24 protein-coding genes and 1 pseudogene are annotated in these 21,507 nt (G+C 61.9%); 11 read left to right on the forward strand and 14 right to left on the reverse strand.

Features of this window, described 5'->3' with window-relative positions; all coding sequences use genetic code 11:
• Positions 1-110 precede the first annotated feature (110 nt).
• The 3 genes from VRB54_RS18195 to VRB54_RS18205 are packed head-to-tail and all read right to left on the reverse strand — an operon-like array spanning position 111 to position 2,775.
• The gene (locus VRB54_RS18195; RefSeq protein WP_338478266.1) at positions 111-1,085 is read right to left on the reverse strand and encodes a biotin-dependent carboxyltransferase family protein; all 975 of its coding nucleotides are present in this window, start codon (positions 1,083-1,085) and stop codon (positions 111-113) included.
• Entirely contained in the window at positions 1,082-1,960 is an 879-nt protein-coding gene (locus VRB54_RS18200; protein ID WP_338478267.1) for an allophanate hydrolase subunit 1, read from the reverse strand. The genes VRB54_RS18195 and VRB54_RS18200 overlap by 4 nt, the downstream gene beginning before the upstream one ends.
• Positions 1,961-1,977: 17 nt before the next feature.
• Positions 1,978-2,775, reverse strand: coding sequence for a 5-oxoprolinase subunit PxpA (locus VRB54_RS18205; RefSeq protein ID WP_338478268.1), 798 nt, complete (start codon positions 2,773-2,775; stop codon positions 1,978-1,980).
• 120 nt (positions 2,776-2,895) lie between these two features.
• On the opposite strand from VRB54_RS18205, the gene VRB54_RS18210 reads away from it, so the two are divergent.
• Positions 2,896-3,813, forward strand: a complete 918-nt coding sequence (locus tag VRB54_RS18210) for a LysR family transcriptional regulator (protein ID WP_338478269.1) — start codon at positions 2,896-2,898, stop codon at positions 3,811-3,813.
• Here the strand turns inward: VRB54_RS18210 and VRB54_RS18215 are convergent.
• The gene (locus tag VRB54_RS18215; RefSeq protein WP_338478270.1) at positions 3,810-4,706 is read right to left on the reverse strand and encodes a LysR family transcriptional regulator; all 897 of its coding nucleotides are present in this window, start codon (positions 4,704-4,706) and stop codon (positions 3,810-3,812) included. The two genes, VRB54_RS18210 and VRB54_RS18215, sit on opposite strands and share 4 nt — an antisense overlap.
• Positions 4,707-4,810: 104 nt before the next feature.
• Between VRB54_RS18215 and VRB54_RS18220 the strand changes: the two genes are divergently transcribed.
• The gene (locus tag VRB54_RS18220) at positions 4,811-5,569 is read left to right on the forward strand and encodes an SDR family NAD(P)-dependent oxidoreductase (protein ID WP_338478271.1); all 759 of its coding nucleotides are present in this window, start codon (positions 4,811-4,813) and stop codon (positions 5,567-5,569) included.
• On the opposite strand, the gene VRB54_RS18225 is transcribed toward VRB54_RS18220, so the two are convergent.
• Positions 5,468-5,980 carry a multidrug/biocide efflux PACE transporter gene (locus tag VRB54_RS18225; protein ID WP_338478272.1) on the reverse strand — a complete coding sequence of 171 codons (513 nt, stop codon included), beginning with the start codon at positions 5,978-5,980 and terminating at the stop codon, positions 5,468-5,470. The genes VRB54_RS18220 and VRB54_RS18225 overlap by 102 nt on opposite strands.
• Before the next feature lie 89 nt (positions 5,981-6,069).
• Here VRB54_RS18225 and VRB54_RS18230 point away from each other — a divergent pair, with 89 nt between their 5' ends.
• Entirely contained in the window at positions 6,070-6,924 is an 855-nt protein-coding gene (locus VRB54_RS18230) for a LysR family transcriptional regulator (RefSeq protein ID WP_338478273.1), read from the forward strand.
• Positions 6,925-7,216: 292 nt separating this feature from the next.
• Positions 7,217-7,708 carry a GNAT family N-acetyltransferase gene (locus tag VRB54_RS18235; RefSeq protein WP_338478274.1) on the forward strand — a complete coding sequence of 164 codons (492 nt, stop codon included), beginning with the start codon at positions 7,217-7,219 and terminating at the stop codon, positions 7,706-7,708.
• 72 nt (positions 7,709-7,780) lie between these two features.
• Here VRB54_RS18235 and VRB54_RS18240 read toward each other — a convergent pair whose 3' ends face one another.
• Entirely contained in the window at positions 7,781-8,263 is a 483-nt protein-coding gene (locus VRB54_RS18240; protein WP_338478275.1) for a GyrI-like domain-containing protein, read from the reverse strand.
• A gap of 193 nt (positions 8,264-8,456) precedes the next feature.
• On the opposite strand from VRB54_RS18240, the gene alaC reads away from it, so the two are divergent.
• Positions 8,457-9,668, forward strand: coding sequence for an alanine transaminase (gene alaC / locus VRB54_RS18245; RefSeq protein WP_338478276.1), 1,212 nt, complete (start codon positions 8,457-8,459; stop codon positions 9,666-9,668).
• 82 nt (positions 9,669-9,750) lie between these two features.
• On the opposite strand, the gene VRB54_RS18250 is transcribed toward alaC, so the two are convergent.
• Positions 9,751-11,103 carry a GntP family permease gene (locus VRB54_RS18250; protein ID WP_338478277.1) on the reverse strand — a complete coding sequence of 451 codons (1,353 nt, stop codon included), beginning with the start codon at positions 11,101-11,103 and terminating at the stop codon, positions 9,751-9,753.
• Between the two features lie 84 nt (positions 11,104-11,187).
• Positions 11,188-11,721, reverse strand: coding sequence for a gluconokinase (locus VRB54_RS18255; protein ID WP_057007101.1), 534 nt, complete (start codon positions 11,719-11,721; stop codon positions 11,188-11,190).
• 225 nt (positions 11,722-11,946) lie between these two features.
• Between VRB54_RS18255 and VRB54_RS18260 the strand changes: the two genes are divergently transcribed.
• The 5 genes from VRB54_RS18260 to VRB54_RS18280 all read left to right on the forward strand — a co-directional run bounded on the left by VRB54_RS18260 (position 11,947) and on the right by VRB54_RS18280 (position 16,481).
• Entirely contained in the window at positions 11,947-12,978 is a 1,032-nt protein-coding gene (locus tag VRB54_RS18260) for a LacI family DNA-binding transcriptional regulator (protein ID WP_338481127.1), read from the forward strand.
• Positions 12,979-13,292: 314 nt separating this feature from the next.
• Positions 13,293-13,526, forward strand: coding sequence for a DUF6124 family protein (locus tag VRB54_RS18265; RefSeq protein ID WP_338478278.1), 234 nt, complete (start codon positions 13,293-13,295; stop codon positions 13,524-13,526).
• A gap of 226 nt (positions 13,527-13,752) precedes the next feature.
• Positions 13,753-14,385, forward strand: coding sequence for a glutathione S-transferase family protein (locus tag VRB54_RS18270; RefSeq protein WP_338478279.1), 633 nt, complete (start codon positions 13,753-13,755; stop codon positions 14,383-14,385).
• A gap of 89 nt (positions 14,386-14,474) precedes the next feature.
• The gene (locus VRB54_RS18275) at positions 14,475-15,890 is read left to right on the forward strand and encodes an MFS transporter (protein WP_338478280.1); all 1,416 of its coding nucleotides are present in this window, start codon (positions 14,475-14,477) and stop codon (positions 15,888-15,890) included.
• Between the two features lie 132 nt (positions 15,891-16,022).
• Positions 16,023-16,481 (forward strand): hypothetical protein, encoded by a 459-nt coding sequence (locus tag VRB54_RS18280; protein ID WP_338478281.1) that lies wholly within the window; start codon positions 16,023-16,025, stop codon positions 16,479-16,481.
• Between the two features lie 113 nt (positions 16,482-16,594).
• Here the strand turns inward: VRB54_RS18280 and VRB54_RS24665 are convergent, their stop codons facing one another.
• The 3 genes and pseudogenes from VRB54_RS24665 to VRB54_RS18290 form a co-directional block, all read right to left on the reverse strand.
• On the reverse strand, positions 16,595-17,164 hold the full coding sequence (locus VRB54_RS24665) for a methyl-accepting chemotaxis protein (RefSeq protein WP_422396115.1): 570 nt from the start codon (positions 17,162-17,164) through the stop codon (positions 16,595-16,597).
• Between the two features lie 24 nt (positions 17,165-17,188).
• Positions 17,189-17,914, reverse strand: a pseudogene (locus VRB54_RS24670) (PAS domain-containing protein); the annotation flags it as partial.
• 101 nt (positions 17,915-18,015) lie between these two features.
• Positions 18,016-18,957: an aliphatic sulfonate ABC transporter substrate-binding protein gene (locus VRB54_RS18290; protein WP_338478283.1), complete on the reverse strand. Its 942-nt coding sequence runs from the start codon at positions 18,955-18,957 to the stop codon at positions 18,016-18,018.
• A 169-nt stretch (positions 18,958-19,126) separates the two neighbouring features.
• On the opposite strand from VRB54_RS18290, the gene VRB54_RS18295 reads away from it, so the two are divergent.
• Positions 19,127-19,537 carry a GNAT family N-acetyltransferase gene (locus VRB54_RS18295; RefSeq protein WP_338478284.1) on the forward strand — a complete coding sequence of 137 codons (411 nt, stop codon included), beginning with the start codon at positions 19,127-19,129 and terminating at the stop codon, positions 19,535-19,537.
• A 45-nt stretch (positions 19,538-19,582) separates the two neighbouring features.
• Here VRB54_RS18295 and def read toward each other — a convergent pair whose 3' ends face one another.
• The 3 genes from def to VRB54_RS18310 form a co-directional block, all read right to left on the reverse strand.
• Complete coding sequence (gene def / locus VRB54_RS18300; protein ID WP_338478285.1) at positions 19,583-20,122, reverse strand: peptide deformylase; 540 nt, start codon at positions 20,120-20,122, stop codon at positions 19,583-19,585.
• Positions 20,119-21,075: a YihY/virulence factor BrkB family protein gene (locus VRB54_RS18305; RefSeq protein WP_057007111.1), complete on the reverse strand. Its 957-nt coding sequence runs from the start codon at positions 21,073-21,075 to the stop codon at positions 20,119-20,121. The genes def and VRB54_RS18305 overlap by 4 nt, the downstream gene beginning before the upstream one ends.
• A gap of 174 nt (positions 21,076-21,249) precedes the next feature.
• Positions 21,250-21,441 carry a CsbD family protein gene (locus tag VRB54_RS18310; RefSeq protein ID WP_003237824.1) on the reverse strand — a complete coding sequence of 64 codons (192 nt, stop codon included), beginning with the start codon at positions 21,439-21,441 and terminating at the stop codon, positions 21,250-21,252.
• Positions 21,442-21,507: the final 66 nt, after the last annotated feature.

Below are 21,507 nucleotides of genomic sequence, written 5' to 3' on the forward strand. Positions count from 1 at the left end.
TTCAACATGTGGGAGGGGCTTGCTCCCGATAGCGGTGGGTCAGCCAGTTTTCAGGTAGCTGACCTGCCGCCATCGGGAGCAAGCCCCCTCCCACAGGGCCTCTGTGTTTTTCAGGACGTGAATAACCCGGCCATTATGTTGAGGCGCTTCTTGTAGACGCGCCGCGCCTCCAGCGCCTCTTCCAGGCTGACCGCCACAAACCCCGCCCGCTGGTTCGGCTGCATCTGTCCGATCAAGTCCAGGTCGGCACTGATCACGGTGCCGATCATGGCATAGCCACCACCCGACACCGCATCGCGGTGCAGCACGATCGGCTCCAGCCCCGCAGGCACCTGGATCGAGCCGATGGGGTAACAACTGTCGACAATGTTCGACGGATCGGAGCCGGCGCCAAACGGCTGCTCCCGTGGCTGAAAGTTCAACGCGCTGCCGCCCTTGAAGCGATAGCCGATGCGGTCGACCTCGGAGCCCACCGTCCAGGGTTCGGCAAAAAAGCTGCTTTTCGCGTCCGTGGTCAAGCGCTCGTAATACAGCCCCGGCACCACGCGCAGGGTTATGTCGCCGCCCACCGAACGGCGCAAGGCCATCGGCAGACTGTTGCCGACACGACCGGCGCCGCTTGCCTCGCCGACCGGCAACACATCGCCCTCCTGCAGGCGCCGCCCCTGGAAACCGCCCAGCGCGCCCAAGGTGTAAGTGGAACGACTGCCAAGCACCACCGGCACATCAATGCCGCCCGCCACGGCCAGGTACGTGCGCGCGCCAGCCACTGGAAACGCGAAGCGCAGCACCTGCCCCGCGCGCACCACAAAGGCGGTGTCCTGGTGCACCACCTCGTCGTCCAGACGCGGTGACATCAATGCGCCGCTGAGTGCCACCAACGCGTCCCGCGTAAACTCAAGCTCAGGGCCGATCAAGGTGCATTCCAGCCCCGCCGCCCCCAGCGGGTTGCCCACCAGGTGGTTGGCCGCGCTCAGCGCGTATTGGTCCAGCGCACCCGAAGGCGGGATGCCCAGGTGATAATAGCCTTCGCGGCCCAGGTCCTGCACGGAGGTGGCCAGGCCAGGTTTGAGCACCTTGATCATGCCAGCGCCTCCTGCAGGGTTTTCGGGTAGCCGACGGGGTCGGCGAGAAACGCGTCGAGGGAAAATTCCACCGGGCGGATGCGCAGGTCGAAGCGCCCGGCGTCCACTTCAGCCACCGCCAGATCATAGGCATCACGGTCAATCGGCTTGAACTGCACGATGTCGCCAGGCCGGAAGAACACCATGTGCTCCTTGAGGTAGGCCAACTGCTGCGCCGGGTCGTAGATCGGTGCCGGGGTCACCCCAAACATCTGATAACCGCCGGCGCCGCGCACCGAGTAGATGCAGCCGAAACAGCCGCCATGGCCCAGGGTCAGTTTGGGCGTGTCGGTGCGCGGGCGCAGGTACTTGGGCACCTGCAACTGCCGCGCGCGCTCGACCATCTGAAACATGAACGGCAAACCCGCCACGAACCCGACCATCGACACAAACCACGGCGCACCGCTGTGGGCGTGGATGAACGCGTCCACATCGGCCAGGCCATTGATGCGCGCTGCGTATTCCAGGTCGGTGCCGCTGGGGTCCTGGTGGCGGTCGCGAAAACGCATCAGGGTTTCATGGGTCCAGGGGTCGTTGTAGAGCACCGGAATTTCGATGATGCGCGTGTGCAGGGTGCGCTCTGCTACCGCCTGGGCTTCGGCGCTTTGCACGGCGTCGAGCAACACGTGGGGCGCGATGCGGTCGGGGTCGAAGCGGATCTGGAACGAGGCGTTGGCCAGGCAGATATCCAGCACGCCTTCCAGCGCCAGGCGCTCCACCGCGCGGGTCACCGCCATGCCTGTGAAGAAGGCTTCCAGGGACATGCTGTCGCTGACCTCGGCGAACAGGTGTTCATCAGCGCCGAAGCTGTAGCGGATGGGGGACGTTTCAGCCATGTCTGTTCCTCTTGGAATCATTGTAGAAAGGCAGGCAAAAAAGTAAGGGGCTCGATCTTATTGGGGGTTCTGACGTCGATACCGGCGAGGTCCAGCGCTTCGCGGGTGGCTTCCACCAGCTCCAGCGCGCCGGGGGTGTCACTGTGCAGGCAGATGGAATCGAATTCGATGAACAGGTCTTCGCCTTCCACGGTACGCACTAACCCGCTCTGGCATGCGCGCAGCACCCGCGCCGCCACGGTGGCCGGGTCCAGCGCGCGCACGTTGCGGGTAAACACGATGGAGCCGCTGAGGTCGTACTCACGGTCGGCATAGAACTCGCGCACCACCGGCTGCCCCAGCTCCCTGGCGACACGCCAGATCACCGAGTTGGGCATGCAGTAAAGCAACAGCGTCGGCTGGATGATTTGCAGGTTTTGTACCAGCAGCCGCGCGGCGTCCTCGTCGCGAGCCAGGTGCATGTAGAGCGCGCCATGGGGCTTGATGTGCTGCAGAGTCACGCCCTGGGCCCGGGCAATTTCGCGCAGGGCGCCGAGTTGGTAGAGCATGTCGTCCACCAGTTCCTGGGCCGGCGCGTTGATATGGCGGCGGCCAAAACCGACCAGGTCGCGAAAGCCCGGATGCGCACCGATGGCGACGCCCAGCTGTTTGGCGCGCGCCACGGTGCGGCGCATGGTGCCGGGGTCGCCGGCGTGAAAGCCGGTGGCGATATTGGCCGAGCTGATATAGGCCATCAACTCCGCGTCGACGCCATCGCCGATGGTCCAGGGGCCGAAGCCTTCGCCCATGTCTGAATTGAAATCCACTGCCTGCATCGGGTGCGCTCCGTCAAAGGGATACAGGGAAAGTAGGCTGCCCCTTGACCCCTTGGGAAGATCTATTATCAGATGGCGCATCTTCTGAAAATCAGATACCCCCAAGTATTGGAGAGGCAGATGTCCCTCACCCTGCGCCAGGTCCGTTACTTTGTCGCCACCGCCGAAATCGGCCAGATTTCCCAGGCGGCGATTCACTTGAACATCTCCCAATCGGCGGTCACCACGGCGATCAAGGAGCTGGAAGCCATGCTCGGCGTGCAGTTGTTCATGCGCTCGGCCCAGGGCATGAACCTCACCGACGCAGGCCGGCACTTTCTCAACCGCGCCTATGTGATCGTGCGCAGTGTCGACGACGCGCTGAACAGCCCCTTGCCGGACCACCGCGCCAGCGGCGTGCTGCGCGTGGCCGCCAGCTACACCGTGCTGGGCTATTTTTTGCCGCACCACTTGCAGCGCATGGAACACTGGCACCCGGACGTGACCATCGAGGTGTTCGAACAGGAGCGCCAGGCCATCGAACAGGGCCTGCTCGACGGCGGGTTCGACATGGCCGTGGTGCTCACCGCCAACCTCACACACCCGGCGATCGTCTCGGAAATCCTGTTCAACTCCGAACGCCGCCTGTGGCTGCCCAGCCATCATCCGTTGTGCCAACGGGGCGCGGTGAGCCTGGCGGACGTGGCGCAGGAGCCTTATATCCTGCTCACCGTGGACGAGGCCGAACACAGCGCCATGCGCTACTGGGAACAGGCCGGGCAGACGCCCAACGTGCGGCTGCGCACCAGTTCGGTGGAAGCGGTGCGCAGCATGGTCGCCAATGGCAGCGGCGTGGCGATCCTGTCCGACCTGGTGCACCGGCCCTGGTCCCTGGAAGGCAAGCGCATCGAAACCCTGACCGTCACCGACCCGGTAACGCCCATGAGCGTGGGCCTGGCCTGGCACCGCGAACGCGCGTTTACTCCGGCGATGCAGGCGTTTCGCGATTATTTCCACGACGCGTTCCTGGCGCCGCAGCAGTTGTCGGCGCGGCGTTAGAGTTGGGTTTGCAGCACGCCGGCCAGCCAGTCCATGAACACCCGAACGCGCAACGGTAAATGCCGCTGCCCGGCGTACAACAGCGACACGTCCAGCGGCGGTGCCGGGTAGTCCGGCAAAACCGCCACCAGTTCACCGCTGGCCAGTTCAGCGCCGAGGCCCAGGGCCGGCACCTGGATAATCCCGAAACCGCCCAGGCATGCCGACTTGTAGGCATCGGTGCTGTTGACCGTGACCCGCCCGGCCATGGGCAGGCGCTGCACCTTGTTGCCCTGCAGATATTCGAAGCCCGCCGAGCGTGAGCCCAGTGGCCGCACGTAATGCACCAGATGGTGGTTGGCCAGATCGGCGAGTGTGTGCGGCGTGCCAAAGCGTTGCAGGTAGGTGGCGCTCACGCAGTTAAGCATCGGCAGGCTGCACAGCCAGCGGGCCACCACGCTCTGGTCCGGCTGCGCACCCACGCGCAGCACGCAGTCGAACCCTTCGGCGAGCAGATCGACCTGGCGGTCGGTGGTGCTGATTTCCAGCTCGATCAGCGGGTGCGCGTGCATGAAGTCGGGCAGGCGCGGCAAGATCAGGTCTCGCGCCATTACGTTGGGCATGTCCACTCGAATGCGTCCCGCCAGTTGCGCTTCATCCTGACGAAACAGCCCTTCGAGCTCCTCCATGTGCGCCAGCAGATCCTTGCTTCGCTCATACAGCACAAGGCCATCCTGGGTCGCCTGCACCTTGCGCGTGGTGCGCTGCAACAGGTGCGCGCCGAGCAATTCCTCCAGCGCCTGCACATGCTCGGACACGGTGGAACGCGGCAGGCCAAGGCGTTCGCCCGCCTGGGTAAAACTCGACAGTTCGGTGACCCGTACAAAGGTGCGCAGCAGTTCAAGCTTGTTCATGGATTGTTCGCCTTATCCGGCCAGTGATTCCGGTATAGCGCTGTTTATCACGTTACGGTCGGACAAATACACTCATTCCACACCCACACGCAGAGGTACTCACCATGACCCGTAAAATCGCATTGATCACCGGCACCAGCCGTGGCCTGGGCAAAAACGCCGCCCTGCACCTGGCAGCGCAGGGCGTCGACATCATCGGCACCTATCACAGCAAGGCCGACGAGGCGCAAGCCTTGGTGACGCAGATCGAGCAACTGGGCGGCCGCGCGGTGATGCTGCAGCTGGATGTAGGCCAGAGTGCCACCTTCGACGCGTTCGCTGGCGACGTTGCCCGCGCGCTCAAGGAAGTTTTCGCACAGGAGCACTTCGATTTTCTGGTCAACAACGCCGGGATCGGCATTCACGCAAGCTTTACCGAGACCACCGAAGCGCAGTTCGATCAGTTGCTGGCGATTCAATTCAAGGGGCCATTTTTTCTGACGCAGAAGCTGTTGCCGTTGATCCGCGACGGCGGACGCATCCTCAACGTGTCCAGCGGCCTGGCGCGCTTCAGCCTGCCAGGTTACGCCGCCTACGCCGCGATGAAAGGCGCGATGGAAGTGCTCACCCGCTACCAGGCCAAGGAACTCGGCGCCCGTGGCATCAGCGTCAACATCCTCGCCCCCGGCGCCATTGAAACCGACTTCGGCGGCGGCGCCGTGCGCGACAACGCCGGCCTCAACGCCATGGTCGCCAACAACACCGCCCTGGGCCGCGCCGGCTTACCGGATGATATCGGCGGCGCCATCGCCAGCCTGCTGGCCGACGGCAGCGCATGGATCACCGGGCAACGCATTGAGGCGTCGGGTGGCATGTTTTTGTAGGAACCTGTCGCGCAACACGTCGTAGCCCCAGTGATACACATAGGTGTACGGCAGAAAAAACAGCAGCACGCCAATGTCGAGCATCAGGGCCTGCAGCAGGCTGATCTTCATCCACGCTGCAATCAACGGCACGGCCACGATGATCAGCCCGCCTTCGAACATCAGCGCGTGCAGCACGCGAGTCCAGGCGCCGCCGCAGAGTTGCAGGCGCAACGTGAGGCGGTCGAACAGGCTGTTGAAGATGATGTTCCAGGTCAGCGCCAACACGCTCATGCCCAGGGTCACCGCGCCCATTTCCAGCGCCGGCCTGCCGGTGATCCACACCAGCAACGGCGTACAGATCAACAAGGCCAGGCCCTCGAAACCGAGGGCCTGGCAAACACGTTCAGTGATCGATTTGGTAGGGTTCATGGCCCGGCTCCGTGATTGACGACGGTTGCCATGCTCACCCGCTACAGCGATACTTCATAACCAATAACCATCGACCAAGGCGATACCTCATGGCCTCTCACGAAGTGCTACAGGCGTTTGTTCAGGCCGCCACCCAGGGCTCTTTTTCAGCGGCGGCGCGCAAGCTGGGCAAGAGCCAGTCGACCATCAGCGCGGCGGTGGCGAGCCTGGAGATTGACCTGGATGTGGTGCTGTTCGACCGCGGCAGCCGCAAGCCCACGCTGACCCCGGCCGGGCATGTGCTGCTGCAACGGGCGGAACAGGTGCTGGAGGCCAGCAGCCGCCTGCAACTGGCAGCGAGCCAGCTGGCACAGGGCCTGGAGCCGAAGGTGACGATTGCCATGTCGGACACCTACCAGTCGCCGCGCTTCGAAACCGCAATCCTCGCCTTTGCCGAACGTTACCCAGACCTGGAGCTGGAATGGCTGATCGCCGAATGCGATGACCTGGTCGACCTGGTGCAAAGCGGCCGGGCGCACATGGCGTTTATCGAGCAGCAGGACGTCTACCCGCCCGATCTGACCAGTTCGCCGGTACAGGAGCGCACCGAAACCGCATTGTTCGTGTCACCGCTGCATGCCCTGGCAAGCCTTGCACAGGTAGACCCACAGCACTTAAAACAACACCGCGAATTGCGCCTGGCGAGCATCGTCAAACCCTACGACAACCGCGCGACCGGGCGCGTATGGTCGGCTGCCAGTTACCTGATGCTGATGGAAATGGCGCAGTTGGGCTTCGGCTGGGCGCCTCTGCCCCGCTGGCTGGTGGAGCGCTTTGGCAATGCCAGCCTGGTGGAACTCAAGGTACGTGGCTGGCCGCGCTCGGTGGCGATGGACGCGTTATGGTCGCGGCAACGACCACCGGGGCCAGCGGGGAGTTGGTTGCTGGGGCAGATGCTTGACTGAGCCCTGTCAGACAAAGGGCATTCCCGTGTGACCAGCAGGCTCGTTGTGATGGTGGCGAGCAGGCTTGTCCTGCGTTGGGCTGCGCAGCAGCCCCAAAACCAGGCGCTGAGCCGTATCAGGTACACCGCGTTTTCCTTGATTGGGGGCGCTTCGCACCCCAACGCGGGGCAAGCCCGCTCGCCACAACAAGCCCGGTCGCCACAGGGCGTGGGATGACTGAAGTGATCTTCGTTGTCTGGGCGATCAGGGAAGGCGTTAAACTGCTTTCCTCACTGCGCCGTTCGGTTTTCCTATGCAAACCCGCCTTGTTTCCTACGAAGCGCTGACTGCTGTGCAACAACAGCAACTGCGCGCCATCGAAGTTCACCCCGAGCAACTGCCGTTTTCCGGTGACATGTACTGCGCCCTCAATACGCTGCTGGTCAACCCCAGCCCTGGGGTGAAGGGCTTTGCCCTGCTGGCCGACGAGATTCCCGTTGCCTTCCTGCTGCTCAAACGCCCGCCCTGCCTGCCCCAATGGGCCGATGAACACAGCGCGACGCTGCACGCGTTGCAGGTGGATCGGCGCCAGCAAGGGCGCGGGTTTGGCAAGGCTTGCCTGTTGGCGCTGCCTGCTGTGGCCATTGAAACCTGGCCGCAGATCAAGGCACTGGAGTTGTCGGTGGACAGTGACAACACGGCGGCGATGGGCCTGTACCTGCGGGCGGGGTGGGTAGACAGCGGAGAGGCATACAAGGGGCGGATCGGGTATGAGCGCAGGTTGCGCTGGGCGTTTGATTCATGACGGTAAATGTCACGTAAACATGACTTCAGAAACGAATGTCATGTTTACGTGACGTCGGCTGCTGGTGCTGGCTCAGGCCTTCTGCCCAACCGGCAACCAGACCTCTACCGTGCCGGTGCCCTTGCGCCCGTCAAAGTCCGCGCTGTAGCGCTCGAAATCCGCCCCCACGACCTTGTAGCCCGACTGCGGCAGCCATTCGAACATGATGCGCTCGTAAGTCTGTGCCAGTGCCTGCACCGGCCCGTGATGGGTGAACACGGCATAGTTGAGCGGCGCGATGTCGATGGATTCGAAGTTGCCGGGCACATCGCCTTTGGTGGGTACTTCAACACCGGCCATGTAGTCGAATTCGCCATGGTGCGCGTTATGACACACGCCATAGGTCACCCCGCCGACGCGCTTGCCGATGTCCTTGATGCAGGTGTCGAACAGCTCCCACAGGCGCGGGATGTCACCGACGGTGGCCTTGGAATAACGCCCTTTTACGCCCGCAATCACCATGGCCCTGCCCGCTTCCATGCGTGGCTCCAACGGTTGTTTTGTCTGCTGATCCATACGAACAGTCTCCTTCTTATGAGGGAACAAACCCGCGTCGAGTATAGGGGCATATCGGCGCCCTGCTCCATGCAGAAATTTTTCCCACGCATATGGACAACTGGCCATCGTCGACCGTATTGTCTGCCGCAGGCCACCGCAGTGGCCAACGTCGCTCGGACGGTTCCGGGCGCTTACGTACTTCGAGGCAACAATGGCCGACCAAGGTTTGCCGCGCCGCTTTGCGCGCATAGATCGACTCCCTCCCTATGTTTTCAATATCACTGCCGAGCTGAAGATGGCTGCGCGTCGGCGCGGCGAAGACATCATCGACTTGAGCATGGGTAACCCTGACGGCCCGACTCCCCCGCACATCGTGGAAAAAATGGTCACCGTCGCCCAGCGTGAAGACACCCACGGCTACTCCACTTCCAGAGGTATTCCGCGTCTGCGCCGGGCCATTTCGCGCTGGTACAAGGACCGTTATGAAGTGGACATCGACCCCGAGTCGGAAGCCATTGTCACCATCGGTTCCAAGGAAGGCCTGGCGCACCTGATGCTGGCCACCCTGGATCAGGGCGACACCGTGCTGGTGCCCAACCCGAGCTACCCGATTCACATCTACGGTGCGGTGATTGCCGGCGCCCAGGTGCGTTCGGTGCCGCTGATTCCGGGCGTGGACTTTTTCGCCGAGCTGGAGCAGGCCATCCGTGGCTCGATCCCCAAGCCGAAGATGATGATCCTCGGCTTTCCGTCCAACCCGACCGCGCAGTGCGTGGAACTGGATTTTTTCGAACGGGTGATCGCCCTGGCCAAGCAGTACGACGTGCTGGTGGTGCATGACCTGGCCTACGCCGATATCGTCTACGACGGCTGGAAAGCGCCGTCGATCATGCAAGTGCCCGGCGCCAAGGACATTGCGGTGGAGTTTTTCACCCTGTCCAAGAGCTACAACATGGCCGGCTGGCGCATCGGTTTCATGGTGGGCAACCCGGAACTGGTCAATGCCCTGGCGCGAATCAAGAGTTACCACGACTACGGCACCTTCACCCCGCTGCAAGTGGCGGCGATTGCCGCGCTCGAAGGCGACCAGCAATGCGTGAAGGACATCGCCGAGCAGTACCGCCAGCGCCGCAATGTGCTGGTCAAGGGCCTGCATGAGCTGGGCTGGATGGTCGAGAATCCCAAGGCGTCGATGTACGTATGGGCGAAGATCCCCGAGGCGTATGCCGCCATGGGCTCGCTGGAGTTTGCCAAGAAATTGCTGCTGGAGGCCAAGGTGTGTGTGTCGCCAGGCATCGGCTTTGGCGAGTATGGCGATGACCATGTGCGCTTTGCGCTGATCGAGAACCAGGACCGGATTCGCCAGGCCGTGCGCGGGATTCGCGGGGTGTTCAGGGCGGATGGGTTGGTTACCAAGGCCTGAATTCAATGCTGTAACAACTGTGGGAGGGGGCTTGCTCCCTCCCACATTGGATTGGGTTCACACCGTTGTTTTGCGGTGTGGCTTACACCACCAGCGACAACAACATGATGAAGATCAGCGCCACCACCGACAGAATGGTCTCCATCGCCGTCCAGGTCTTGAACGTCTCCACCACGGTCATGTTGAAGTACTGCTTGACCAGCCAGAACCCCGCATCGTTGACGTGAGACAGGATCAACGAACCCGCCCCCGTCGCCAGCACCAGCAGCTCACGGTTGACCCCCGGGATCATTCCCACCACCGGCACCACGATGCCCGCGCCGGTAATGGTCGCCACGGTCGCAGAACCGGTGGCCACACGAATCACCGCCGCCACCAGCCAGGCCAGCAGGATCGGGTTGATCTGCGCGCTCACCGCCATATGGCCGATCACGTCGCCCACGCCGCTGGTCACCAGCATCTGCTTGAAGCCACCGCCGGCGCCGATGATCAGGATGATCGCGGCGGTCGGTGCAAGGCTGGCGTCGAGCAGCTTGAGGATCTGTTTGGCGTGGATGCCCTGGCGATGGCCAAAGGTGTACAGCGACAGCAGCAGCGCCAGCAACAGCGCAGTGATCGGGTGACCGATCATGTCCATCCAGTTGCGCACCACATGGCCGTCCGGCAGGCCGATGTCGGCGAAGGTCTTGAGCAGCATCAGGAACACCGGCAGCAGCACGGTGACCAGCGTGATGCCGAAGCTCGGCAGGGTTTTCGCTTCCGGCTCGCGGGCCAGTTGGTCCACCAGTTCCTGGGACGGGTTGCCCGGAATGTACTTGGAAATGAACGTACCGAAGATCGGCCCGGCGATGATGGCCGTCGGCAGCGCGACGATCAGGCCGTACAGGATGGTCTTGCCGATGTCCGCACCGAACACGCCGATGGCCAGCAGGGGCCCCGGGTGCGGCGGCACCAGGCCGTGCACCGCCGACAGGCCGGCGAGCAGCGGGATACCGATCTTGATCAGCGACACGCCGGTGCGCCGCGCGACGATGAATACCAGCGGAATCAGCAGCACGAAGCCGATCTCGAAGAACAGCGGGATGCCCACCAGGAACGCGGCGAACATCATCGCCCACTGCACCCTCTCCTTGCCGAAGGCGCGGATCAGGGTTTGGGCGATCTGATCGGCGCCACCGGATTCGGCCATCATCTTGCCGAGCATGGTGCCCAGCGCAAGGATGATGCCGACAAAGCCGAGCACTCCGCCGAAACCGTCCTGGAAGGCCTTGATGATCTTGTCCACGGGCATGCCCGAGGTCAGGCCGAGAAAGCCGGCCGCGATGATCAGTGCAATGAACGGGTGCACCTTGAATTGGGTGATCAGTACGATCAATCCGATGATAGTGACCACTGCATCAAGCAGCAGGTAGGACTCGTGGGACATGCCAAACATGGGGGGTCTCTCCTGTTTGTTGTTGTTATTAAAGCGGGTGTTGAATTTCCTGCCGGGGATAGCGCTATCTCTTCCGGCAAAAAATCAATGAGTAGGTTCAAAACCGTGCTTGAGCCACCAGGCATTGGTTTGCTCGGCCAGCTCTTCGACGCTGTCTTCGCTGGCGTTGAGGGCCAGGGTCAGCGGCTCGCCTTTGGGCGATTCAAGGGTGGCGAACTGGCTGTCGATCAAGCTGGCCGGCATGAAATGGCCGGGGCGATGGGACACGCGGTCGGCGGCCACTGCACGGGTCAGCTCCAGAAACACGAAACCCAGGCCCGGCGCAGCTTCGCGCAGGTGGTCGCGGTATTTTTTCTTGAGGGCCGAACAGGTGAGCACGGGATGCTCGCCGGCCTTGAGCGAACGGCGCAGTTCATCGCAGAGGATGTCGAGCCAGCCGGCGCGGTCGTCGTCGTTGAGGGGGTGGCCGGCGCTCATCTTTTCGATGTTCGCAGCAGGGTGAAAGCTGTCGCCTTCGATGGCGGTGGCGCCGTTAAGGCGGCACAGGGCCTCGCTGACGCTGGACTTGCCACAGCCGGAAACACCCATGATGACCAGGGCGGTAACAGGTTGACTCATGAAACACCTCAGGACGCAGATAGCGCTACCTTTGCACGCTGTAAGGCTAGTGCAAAAACAGGCTTTCCCGCGCCGTCTTGTCTTTTTTTATGGAGTGACGCGTGCATCCGTTCCAACTGACTTGCTTCAAGCGCTGAACCGGATCAGGCAACCCTTGGTTCAATCATTTGCAGCCCTTTGGAGACAGCGCTACCTTAGTGCCTCGATTTTTGTTTGGCAAGCCGCCTGATGACCTCCAAGAACGATAAGAATACGCGCACCACGGGTCGCCCGACCCTCAACGAAGTCGCCCGTCTGGCCGGCGTCAGCCCGATCACCGCCTCGCGCGCCCTGCGTGGCATCAGCAGCGTGGCCACGGAACTGGCCGAAAAAGTGCGGCAGGCCGCCGCCGAGCTCAACTATGTGGTCAACCCCGCCGCCCGCGCCCTGGCCTCGGCCCAGAGCCATTCGGTGGTGGTGCTGGTGCCGTCGTTGTCCAACCTTCTGTTTATCGAAACCCTCGAAGCCATCCACCAGGTGCTCAGGCCCAAGGGCTTCGAAGTGCTGATCGGCAACTCTCACTATTCGCGCGACGAAGAAGAAAACCTGCTGCGCAACTACATGGCCTACCAGCCACGCGGCCTGCTGCTGACGGGTTTTGATCGCACCGAAAGCGCGCGACGAATGGTCGAATCCAGCAACGTGCCCTGTGTGTACATGATGGACCTGGACCCCAATGCCGGGGTGAACTGCGTGGGGTTCTCGCAACTGGCGGCAGGCGAGACGGCCGCCGCGCATTTGCTGTCCCGTGGGCGCAAACGCCTGGCCTATATCGGCGCGCAGTTGGACCAGCGCACTCTCTTGCGCGGCGAAGGTTTTCGCCGCGCCCTGCAACAGGTCGGCCTGTACGACCCGGCGCTGGAAGTGCTGACACCGCGCCCGTCTTCCGTGGGCCTGGGCGGCGAACTATTCCTGCAGTTGCTGGCGGCGCACCCGGACGTGGACGCGGTGTTCTTCGGCAACGACGACCTGGCCCATGGCGCGTTGCTCGAAGCCATGCGCCACGGCATTCAGGTGCCAGGGCGAGTGGCGGTGCTGGGGTTCAACGATTTGCCGGCGTCCTCGTTCATGGTGCCGCGCCTGAGCAGCATCAGCACGCCGCGCGAAGCGATCGGCCGGCGCGCGGCGGAGCACTTGCTGACGATCATGGCGGGTAACCGGATTGCCAAACCCGTGGTGGATATGGGGTTTGAGTTGCAGGTGAGGGAGAGTACGTAGGAGGCCTGTAGGAAGGGGCTGACATTGCGGTAATCACCTTGCTCCGTTGCCTACGCTTACGTCAGAATCCGCCGGCTTGTGCGCCAGGGTCGGGCTGTCTAAGGTTTGTCCGTCGCCGAATTTCTCGGTGGTCGGGTTTAGTAGCCCGAATTCCTTTGCACAATATGCACAGGCCCATTATGGCGGCTGTGCGTAGGGCGCCCTCGGGCGCGCCGGGTTTTGTGCGGGATTACCGGTCTACTAACCTGCGTACAGCTGCCACCTCTCGTTTAGTAGCGATGCGGGCGCCGGCAAAAAAAATCAGGTACTTAGCCATGCAAAGTGTCAATCCCACGCATACGCTCTTCACCCTCATCCCCGACATTTCCACCGAATCCCTACTGACCAACAGCTACGAAACCGTATGCTCCGTCAGCACCCTGCTGCTCGACCTGTCTGATGACCTCACCGGCAAACACCGCGATGTAGCACTCGCCATTCATCAATTAAGTGAACTGAGCGTGTTGCTGGTGGGCAAAGCGATGGACCAACACACGCCACGCACTTGAAAGCCGGCCCCAAAGCGGACTTGTTGTGGCGAGCGGGCTTGCCCCGCGCTGGGGTGCAAAGCGCCCCCAATCAAGGAGATCCCAGCGTACCTGACACTGCGCAGAGCATGGTTTTTGGGCTGCTGCGCAGCCCAACGCGGGGCAAGCCCGCTCGCCACATATTACGGAGTGTGCTCGCCTCGCATCCCCTGCTAGATTGACCATTCTCAATTGCCAGAGGCGCACCATGGGACATTCGCTGAAAATCTTGGGCCGCACTTCTTCCATCAATGTGCGAAAAGTACTCTGGACGTGCCAGGAACTGGGCATCGACTACGTCCGTGAGGACTGGGGCATCGGCTTCAAGCCCACTCAATCCGCCGAATTCATCGCCCTCAACCCCAATGCGCAGATACCGGTGATGATCGACGACCACGGCGTGCTGTGGGAGTCCAACACCATCTGCCGCTATCTCGTGGGCCTTTACCAGCGCCATGACCTGTTGCCCATCGAGCCCGCGCCACGCGCCCGGGTGGAGCAATGGATCGACTGGCAAGCCGTCGAACTCAACCGCGCCTGGGGCGTAGCCTTTACCGCGCTGGTGCGCGACAACCCGGATAGTCTGGATGCGACACAAATCGCCGCCGCCGTGCAGGTGTGGAACGACAGGATGGGCATTCTCGAACAACAGTTGGCGAACACCGGTGCCTACGTGGCCGGCAAAGAATTCACCCTCGCCGATATCCTGATCGGCCTGTCGGTCCATCGCTGGCAGATGACGCCAATGCGACGCCCGCACTATCCCGCCGTCGCGGCTTACTACCAGCGCCTGGCCCGGCACGCGGGCTTTCACACCTTCGCCCTGGACGGTCACAACTGAAAAAACAGGGCGACACGCGTTAAGTTGTAAGTAAACGTGTTTAGCTTGACGCTGAATGCCATTCCTTACTGCTCACCAAAGGGTCCCTCATGTCGACACTCACCGCCTCTTCCACGGACGGCATCGATCCGGTCCGGACCGCCCATATCAGTGCGCGCATCGACCGCCTTCCTCCCGTTGCGACTATCTGGCGCCTGGTGGCGTTGCTGTCGATTGGCGGTTTTTTCGAGCTGTATGACCTGTTCCAGACCGCCTACATCAGCCCAGGGCTGATCAGTGCCGGGTTGTTCCACATCGGCAGCGAAGGCGTGTTCGGCTTCTCCGACCAGGCCGCCTTCGCAGCGGCCACCTTTCTCGGCCTGTTCTTCGGCGCCAGCCTGCTCAGCCCCATCGCCGACCGCTTCGGGCGCCGCGCGATCTTTACCTTCGCGCTGGTCTGGTACACCGTCGCCACGGTGTTGATGGGCCTGCAGACCTCCGCCCTGGGCATCATTTGTATGCGCTTTCTGGTGGGCATTGGCTTGGGAATCGAGCTGGTGACCATCGACGCCTACCTCTCGGAGCTGGTGCCCAAGCGCATGCGCAGCTCGGCGTTTGCCTTTGCGTTTTTCATCCAGTTTCTGTCGGTGCCGACCGTGGCGCTGATGTCGTGGTGGCTGGTGCCCCAAACGCCGTTCGGCATTGCCGGGTGGCGCTGGGTGGTGCTGAGCAGTGCGGTGTTTGCGCTGTTTATCTGGCAACTGCGCAAGCGCCTGCCGGAGTCGCCGCGCTGGCTGGCGCAGCAAGGTCGGTTCGACGAAGCCGGCGCCATCATGGACACCCTTGAAGCGCGCTGCCGCAAGGATCACGGCAAATCCCTGGATGAACCGGAACCCGAGGCGGTCACTGTGCAGGGCAATGGCCGGTTCGCCGATATCTGGCAACCGCCCTACCGCCGCCGCGCGCTGATGCTGATCGTGTTCCACATATTCCAGGCCATCGGTTTCTTCGGCTTTGGCAATTGGCTGCCAGCGCTGCTGTCGGGCCAGGGCGTCAGCGTGACCCACAGCCTGTTGTATGCGTTCATCATCACCCTCGCCTACCCGCTGGGGCCGCTGCTGTTCGTGAAGGTGGCCAACCGCTTTGAAAACAAATGGCAGATTGTCGGCTCGGCCATGGGCGCGATGATCTTCGGCAGCCTGTTCGCCTTGCAGACCACCGCGGTGGGGCTGATCTTCTGCGGCGTGATGATCACCTTCTGCAACGCCTGGCTGAGCTACAGCTACCACTCGTATCAGGCCGAACTGTTCCCGACCAATATTCGCGCGCGGGCGGTCGGCTTCTGCTACTCGTTCAGCCGCTTGTCGACGGTGTTCAGCAGCCTGTTGATCGGTTTTATCCTCGAACACCTGGGCACTCCGGGGGTGTTGGCGTTTATCGCCAGCAGCATGCTCATCGTGATGATCACCATCAGTTGGTTCGGGCCGCGTACGCGCAACCTGGCACTGGAAAACATCGCCCATTGACGGCAAGGGTTGGCCGTCGACGGGCCATCGGTTGCCGCGACGGCGGCCCGAGGCCCAATAAAACGGGCACAGCGCACGCGGCACGCTATTTGCTCCAGTGTTCGTACTGAACATTTGCGCAGGTGACCGATCATGCTGGTTAACAACAACACCCAGGCCGTATCGAACGTCCAACAGGTCAATCGGCCCGACATGGACCCGGCCAATGCGGCCGCCAGCACCCTGTACAGCGGCGTGCTGGCGGCAACTCAGCCTGCCTTGACCCTGCCGGCCGCGCAGAAGGATCTGGACAAGGCGAGCGGGCGTATTGACGAGGCGTTTGCCAAGACCCGCGTGCAGCTCCAGGCCTCGGCGCCCGCCTCCGGCACGCGCGCGGAACTCACCGAGTACATGAGCAAATCCCCGGGCGAACGCATTCGTGAGCAGTTGCTCAAGGAACAGGGGTTGACCGAAGAGCAGGCGCAGGCGCTGCCGCAGGAAAAACAGGACGCGATTTCCAGGGAAGTGGCTGCACGGTTGAAGGAACAGCAGCAGGTGGCGTCGACCACCGCGCCGGCTGAGCCGGTAAAACAGACGCTGGCGGCCCTCTAACCAAGCATTCAAATGTGGGAGGGGCAAGCCCCCTCCCACATTGGATTCTCTTTCACACAGTATCGCCTTTCACATGGGATCCCCTTTTACATGGGTTTTCATGTGTGGGTGAGTTACTGCAATTGCAACGTCGAGTTGAATTGACCGATCGCGTCCACCACGTGCCGTGAGCCTTCCTGGATTTCCAGGATCACCTGCCCCGCCTCGTTGGCCAATTCCACGCCGAGGCCCGTGCGGCTCAAGCTCGACTGCATGCTCGAGACCGCGCTCGCCGACAGGTCGTGGTTCTTGCGCACCACCTCGACAATCTCCAGCGTCGCCTGACTGGTGCGCGCGGCAAGGCTGCGCACTTCGTCGGCCACCACCGCAAAACCGCGCCCATGCTCACCGGCGCGGGCGGCTTCGATGGCGGCGTTGAGCGCCAGCATGTTGGTCTGCTCGGCGATGCTGCGGATGGTCTGCACGATGGTGCCGATGATCTCCGATTGCTTGTTCACCGCGTCGATGCTCACGGCGGCCTGGTTCAGGTCGTGGGAGATGTCTTCGATGATCTGCACGGTTTGCTGTACCACCTGCGAGCCCTTGCGCGCGCAGACGTCGTTTTGCACCGAGGTGGCGTGGGCCGAATCGGCAGCGGTGCGCAGGCTGGTGACCTGGTCGGTGATGTCGCTGGCGAACTTCACTACTTTGTACAGCCGGCCGCTGGCGTCGAAGATCGGGTTGTAGGAAGCCTCCAGAAACAGCGTCTTGCCGTATTTGTTCTTGCGCTCGAAACGGTGCGAGTGATATTCGCCCCGGTTGAGCGAGTCCCAGAACGCCCTGTAGGCCGGCGACTCGACTTCCTCGCGGTGACAAAACAGGCTGTGGTGCTGGCCGACGATTTCATCCAGCGAATACTGCACCGTGCCCAGGAAGTTGTCGTTGGCGTTGAGGATCTGCCCCTGTGGCGTGAACTCGATGACCGCCATGGAGCGACCGATTGCATCGATCAGGCTCTGGTTTTCGTGCTCGCGGTGGACCCGTGCGGAAATATCCGACGCCACTTTGATCACGCTGAGTACCCGCTGCTCGTCGTCCAGCACCGGCATGTAGCTGGCTTCGAGCCAAACCTCCTCGCCGCGTTTATTCAGACGCATGAAGGTGCCGCTGATGGCTTCTCCCCGCGCCAGGTCGCGCCAGAGCGTGGCGTAGGCCTCGGTGTGGGTATAGGCCTCTTCGCAGAACAGCCGGTGATGTTTGCCGCGAATGTCTTCCACGCTGTAGCCCATGGCTTTGCAGAAGTTGTCGTTGGCATCGAGGATCACCCCGGCGGGGTCGAATTCGATCATGGCCATGGAGCGGCCGATGGCGGCGAGTTTGGCGTTGGATTCGGTGAGGGCGCAGGAGAAACGCTGGATCTCGAGCAGGTCGGATTTGTGGTGGAGGCTGAACATGGGCGGATCTCCCTGATTCCCGGCGCTGAGGGGCGCATTCCATTCGAATGAGCATAGCCACGACCAGGCGCTATGCAAGGCGACAGTGCCGGGACGAACGCTCAGGGCGCTTTGAAGACTGCTTGCTGAACATCGACCTTTTTCGGAATCAGGCGGTTGGCGAAAAACAGATCGGCGGTACCTTGCTGGGTAGCGATGTCGGCGGCTGTCAGCGGGCGGATCGGCGTGGGTGAGCGGTGCTCGAAGTAACTCTTCACCACGGTCGGCGGCAGGCCCAGGGTCTTGGCCATCAGCGCGATACTTTCCTGCGGCTGGTCCAGGGACAAGCGCTGCGCCTTGCCCAAGGTTTGAATGATCGTGGCGACGGCGTGGGGGTGCTGTTTGGCGAACCGGTTGCTGACCACGAAGAAACTACCCGCCGGGTTGAGCCCCTGCCCGTCGCCCAGCACTCGGGCAGAACCGTCGACCACGGCGGCCGAGTAGTACGGGTCCCACACCACCCAGGCGTCCACCTTGCCTTGTTCAAACGCCGCACGGCCGTCGGACGGCGACAGGTACACCACGTTCACGTCCTGCCACTGCAACCCGGCACGCAGCAGGCTCTTGAGGAACAGGTTGTGGGCGCTGGAGCCCTTGAGCAATGCAACGCGCTTGCCCTTGAGCTCGGCCACGCTGTGCAGCGCGCTGGCCTTGGGCACCAGAATCGCTTCGGTCTTGCCGTCATTGGGCTCGACGGCGATGTATTGCAGATCGATGCCGGCGGCCTGGGCGAAGATGGGCGGGATGTCGCCGATATTGCCAATGTCCAGGCTACCGGCATTGAGCGCTTCCATCAGCGGCGGGCCGCCGAGAAATTCGACCCATTGCACCTGGGTGCCCGGCAGCGCCGCCTCGAAAAGCTTGTGCTCGCGCGCCAGCACCATGCTCACCGAGCCTTTCTGATAGCCCACACGCAAGGTTTCGGGGTCGTCAGCCAGTGCCGTTTGGGCCAGCCAGGTCAGCGCCAGCAACGAGCCCGCCAGCAGGTATTTTAGTGGTTTCATGGGTAGCCTCTTGATAATCCATTGGGGCGATCCTAACAAGCAGGCTTATTCTTTAATAATATTTAAAACTTAATCATATATGATCAAAAAGAATATCAAAGTCGATGCATTAACCCATGAACGAACGCGCTTATAATCCTCGCCTCCTGATCACACGCACCTGAACACCATGTCCGAAGTGTCCATCCAATTGCTGAGCGAACCGCTCTGGCCGCTGCTGAACAAGTTTTACCGCACCCACGGTTCATCGATGAAAGCGCTCAAGGGCGGTCGATTATGGGTGGCGCGTGACGCCGAGATCGTTGCCGGACTGTGCTTGACGCCGGTGGTGGGCGGGCAGTGGCTGACGGCGCTGTTCGTCGACCCGGCGTATCGTGGGCAAAAACTGGCAACGCGGCTGGTTTTGCGAGCGGTGGAGCAGGTGGAAGGCACGGTGTGGCTGTTCTGTCACCCGGACCTGCAGGGTGTGTATGACCGGATGGGATTCACGCAGGAAACGCTGTTGCCGCAATCGCTCAGCGAGCGGCTGGTGCGCTATAAACGCAACAAGCCGCTGATCGCGATGGGCTTAAAAACCTGAAATGCAGCCCCCTCCCACATTTTCAAGGGATGTGGTGTCAGAGGGTTACTCTTCTACTGCCGGCTCCAGCTCGGGGAACAGCACATCGGTAAACCCGAATTTGCTGAAGTCGGTAATCCGCGACGGGTACAGCCGGCCGATAAGGTGGTCGCACTCATGCTGCACCAACCGCGCATGGAAGCCATCGGCAAAACGCACGATCGGTTCGCCCTTGGGGTCGAAACCTTCGTAGCGAATCTGCTGGTAGCGGTTGACCGCCCCGCGCAGGCCGGGCACCGACAGGCAGCCTTCGTAGTCCTCTTCCAGCACCGGGCTGAGCGGCGTGATCAGCGGGTTGATCAGGATGGTCTGCGGCACCGGCGGCGCGTCCGGGTAGCGTTCGCTGGCCTCGAAACCGAAAATCACCAGTTGCAGGTCGACGCCTATCTGCGGCGCGGCCAGGCCGACACCGCCGACGTGTTCCATGGTCTGGAACATGTCATCGATCAATTGCCACAGCTTGGGGCTGTCGAACATTTCCGGCGGTACGGGCGCGGCGATGCGCAGCAGGCGCTCGTCGCCCATTTTCAGGATGTCACGGATCATCGATCAGGCTCTACGGGAGTGGGCTTGGAATGGTCTCGGCCTAAGCCTGAGACATGCTGTTTCTCATCGGTGTGGCCGGGCTCATCGAACTCCTTTTCGCCCGCGTCCTTGCCTTCGGCCGACATGTGCTCGATCACGGCGTTCATCTCCGCGCCGAGCAGCAGCACGGCGGCGGAAATATAGAAATACAGAAGCAGCACGATGATCGCACCGATACTGCCATACATGGCGTTGTAGTCGGCGAAGGTTTTAACGTAGTAACCAAAGCCCAGGGACGCGACGATCCAGACCACTACGGCCAGCACGGAGCCTGGGGTGATGAAGCGAAATTTCTGCTCCACGTCCGGCATCACGTAATACATGAGGGCCACGGCAAACATCAGCAGAATCACGATCAACGGCCAGCGCACGATGGTCCACAGGGTAACGACGAACTCCTGCATGCCGATCTGCCCCGCCAGCCACTCCATCACTTGCGGGCCCAGCACCATCAGGGCGGCGGCGGCCAACAACATGCCGGCGATGCCGATGGTGTAGAAAATCGACAGCGGGAAACGCTTCCAGATCGGCCGGCCCTCCACCACGTCGTAGGCGGCGTTCATCGCGCTCATCATCAGGCGCACGCCGGCCGAAGCGGTCCACAGCGCGATCACGATACCGACCGAGAGCAGGCCGCCCTTGGATTGCTGCAACTGGTCAATCACCGGGTTGACCTGTTCCAGCGCCTGGGGCGGCAACACCAGCTCCGATTGCAGGCGCAACCAGCTGAAGAAGTCCGGCAGGTGCAGGAAACCGATCAGGGCAATGAGGAACAGCAGGAAGGGAAACAGCGAAAACAGCATCTGGTAGGCCAGTGCCGAGGCGTAGGTGGGCATCTCATCATCGATGAATTCGGTGACGGTGCGCATTAGCACCTTATGCAGCTTGAGGCCTTGTAGTACCGGAAAGATCATAGCGTCTCCTTTCGCCGCAAAAAGGTCAGATTCGTTGGCGACTCAGGGGCCGTTTTCTACATCAAAGTAGCCCATTTGGCGACTTTGAAACAATTTCCAAAGTTTAGTTGCAGCAGCTGACACAAAAACGGCCATCCTTGGATGGCCGCAGGTCTGCGCAAACGCAGTGCCGGGTCAGGCTTTGTCGACGGTATTCTTGACCGCATCCTTGGTCTTGCCAACGGCTTGCTGGGCTTCACCCTTCAGTTCCTGAGCCTTGCCTTCAGCACGCAGTTTGTCGTTATCCGTGGCTTTGCCGACGCCTTGCTTGACGTTGCCGACGGCTTCGTTAGCCATGCCTTTTACCTTATCGGAAGTGCTGCCCATGGTATTACTCCTGATAACAATCAAATGGTTTTCAATGCCTACGTAAAGATTGACCCGGGGCCGTTC

The organism is Pseudomonas trivialis, assembly GCF_036864995.1.
Classification (GTDB): domain Bacteria; phylum Pseudomonadota; class Gammaproteobacteria; order Pseudomonadales; family Pseudomonadaceae; genus Aquipseudomonas; species Aquipseudomonas trivialis.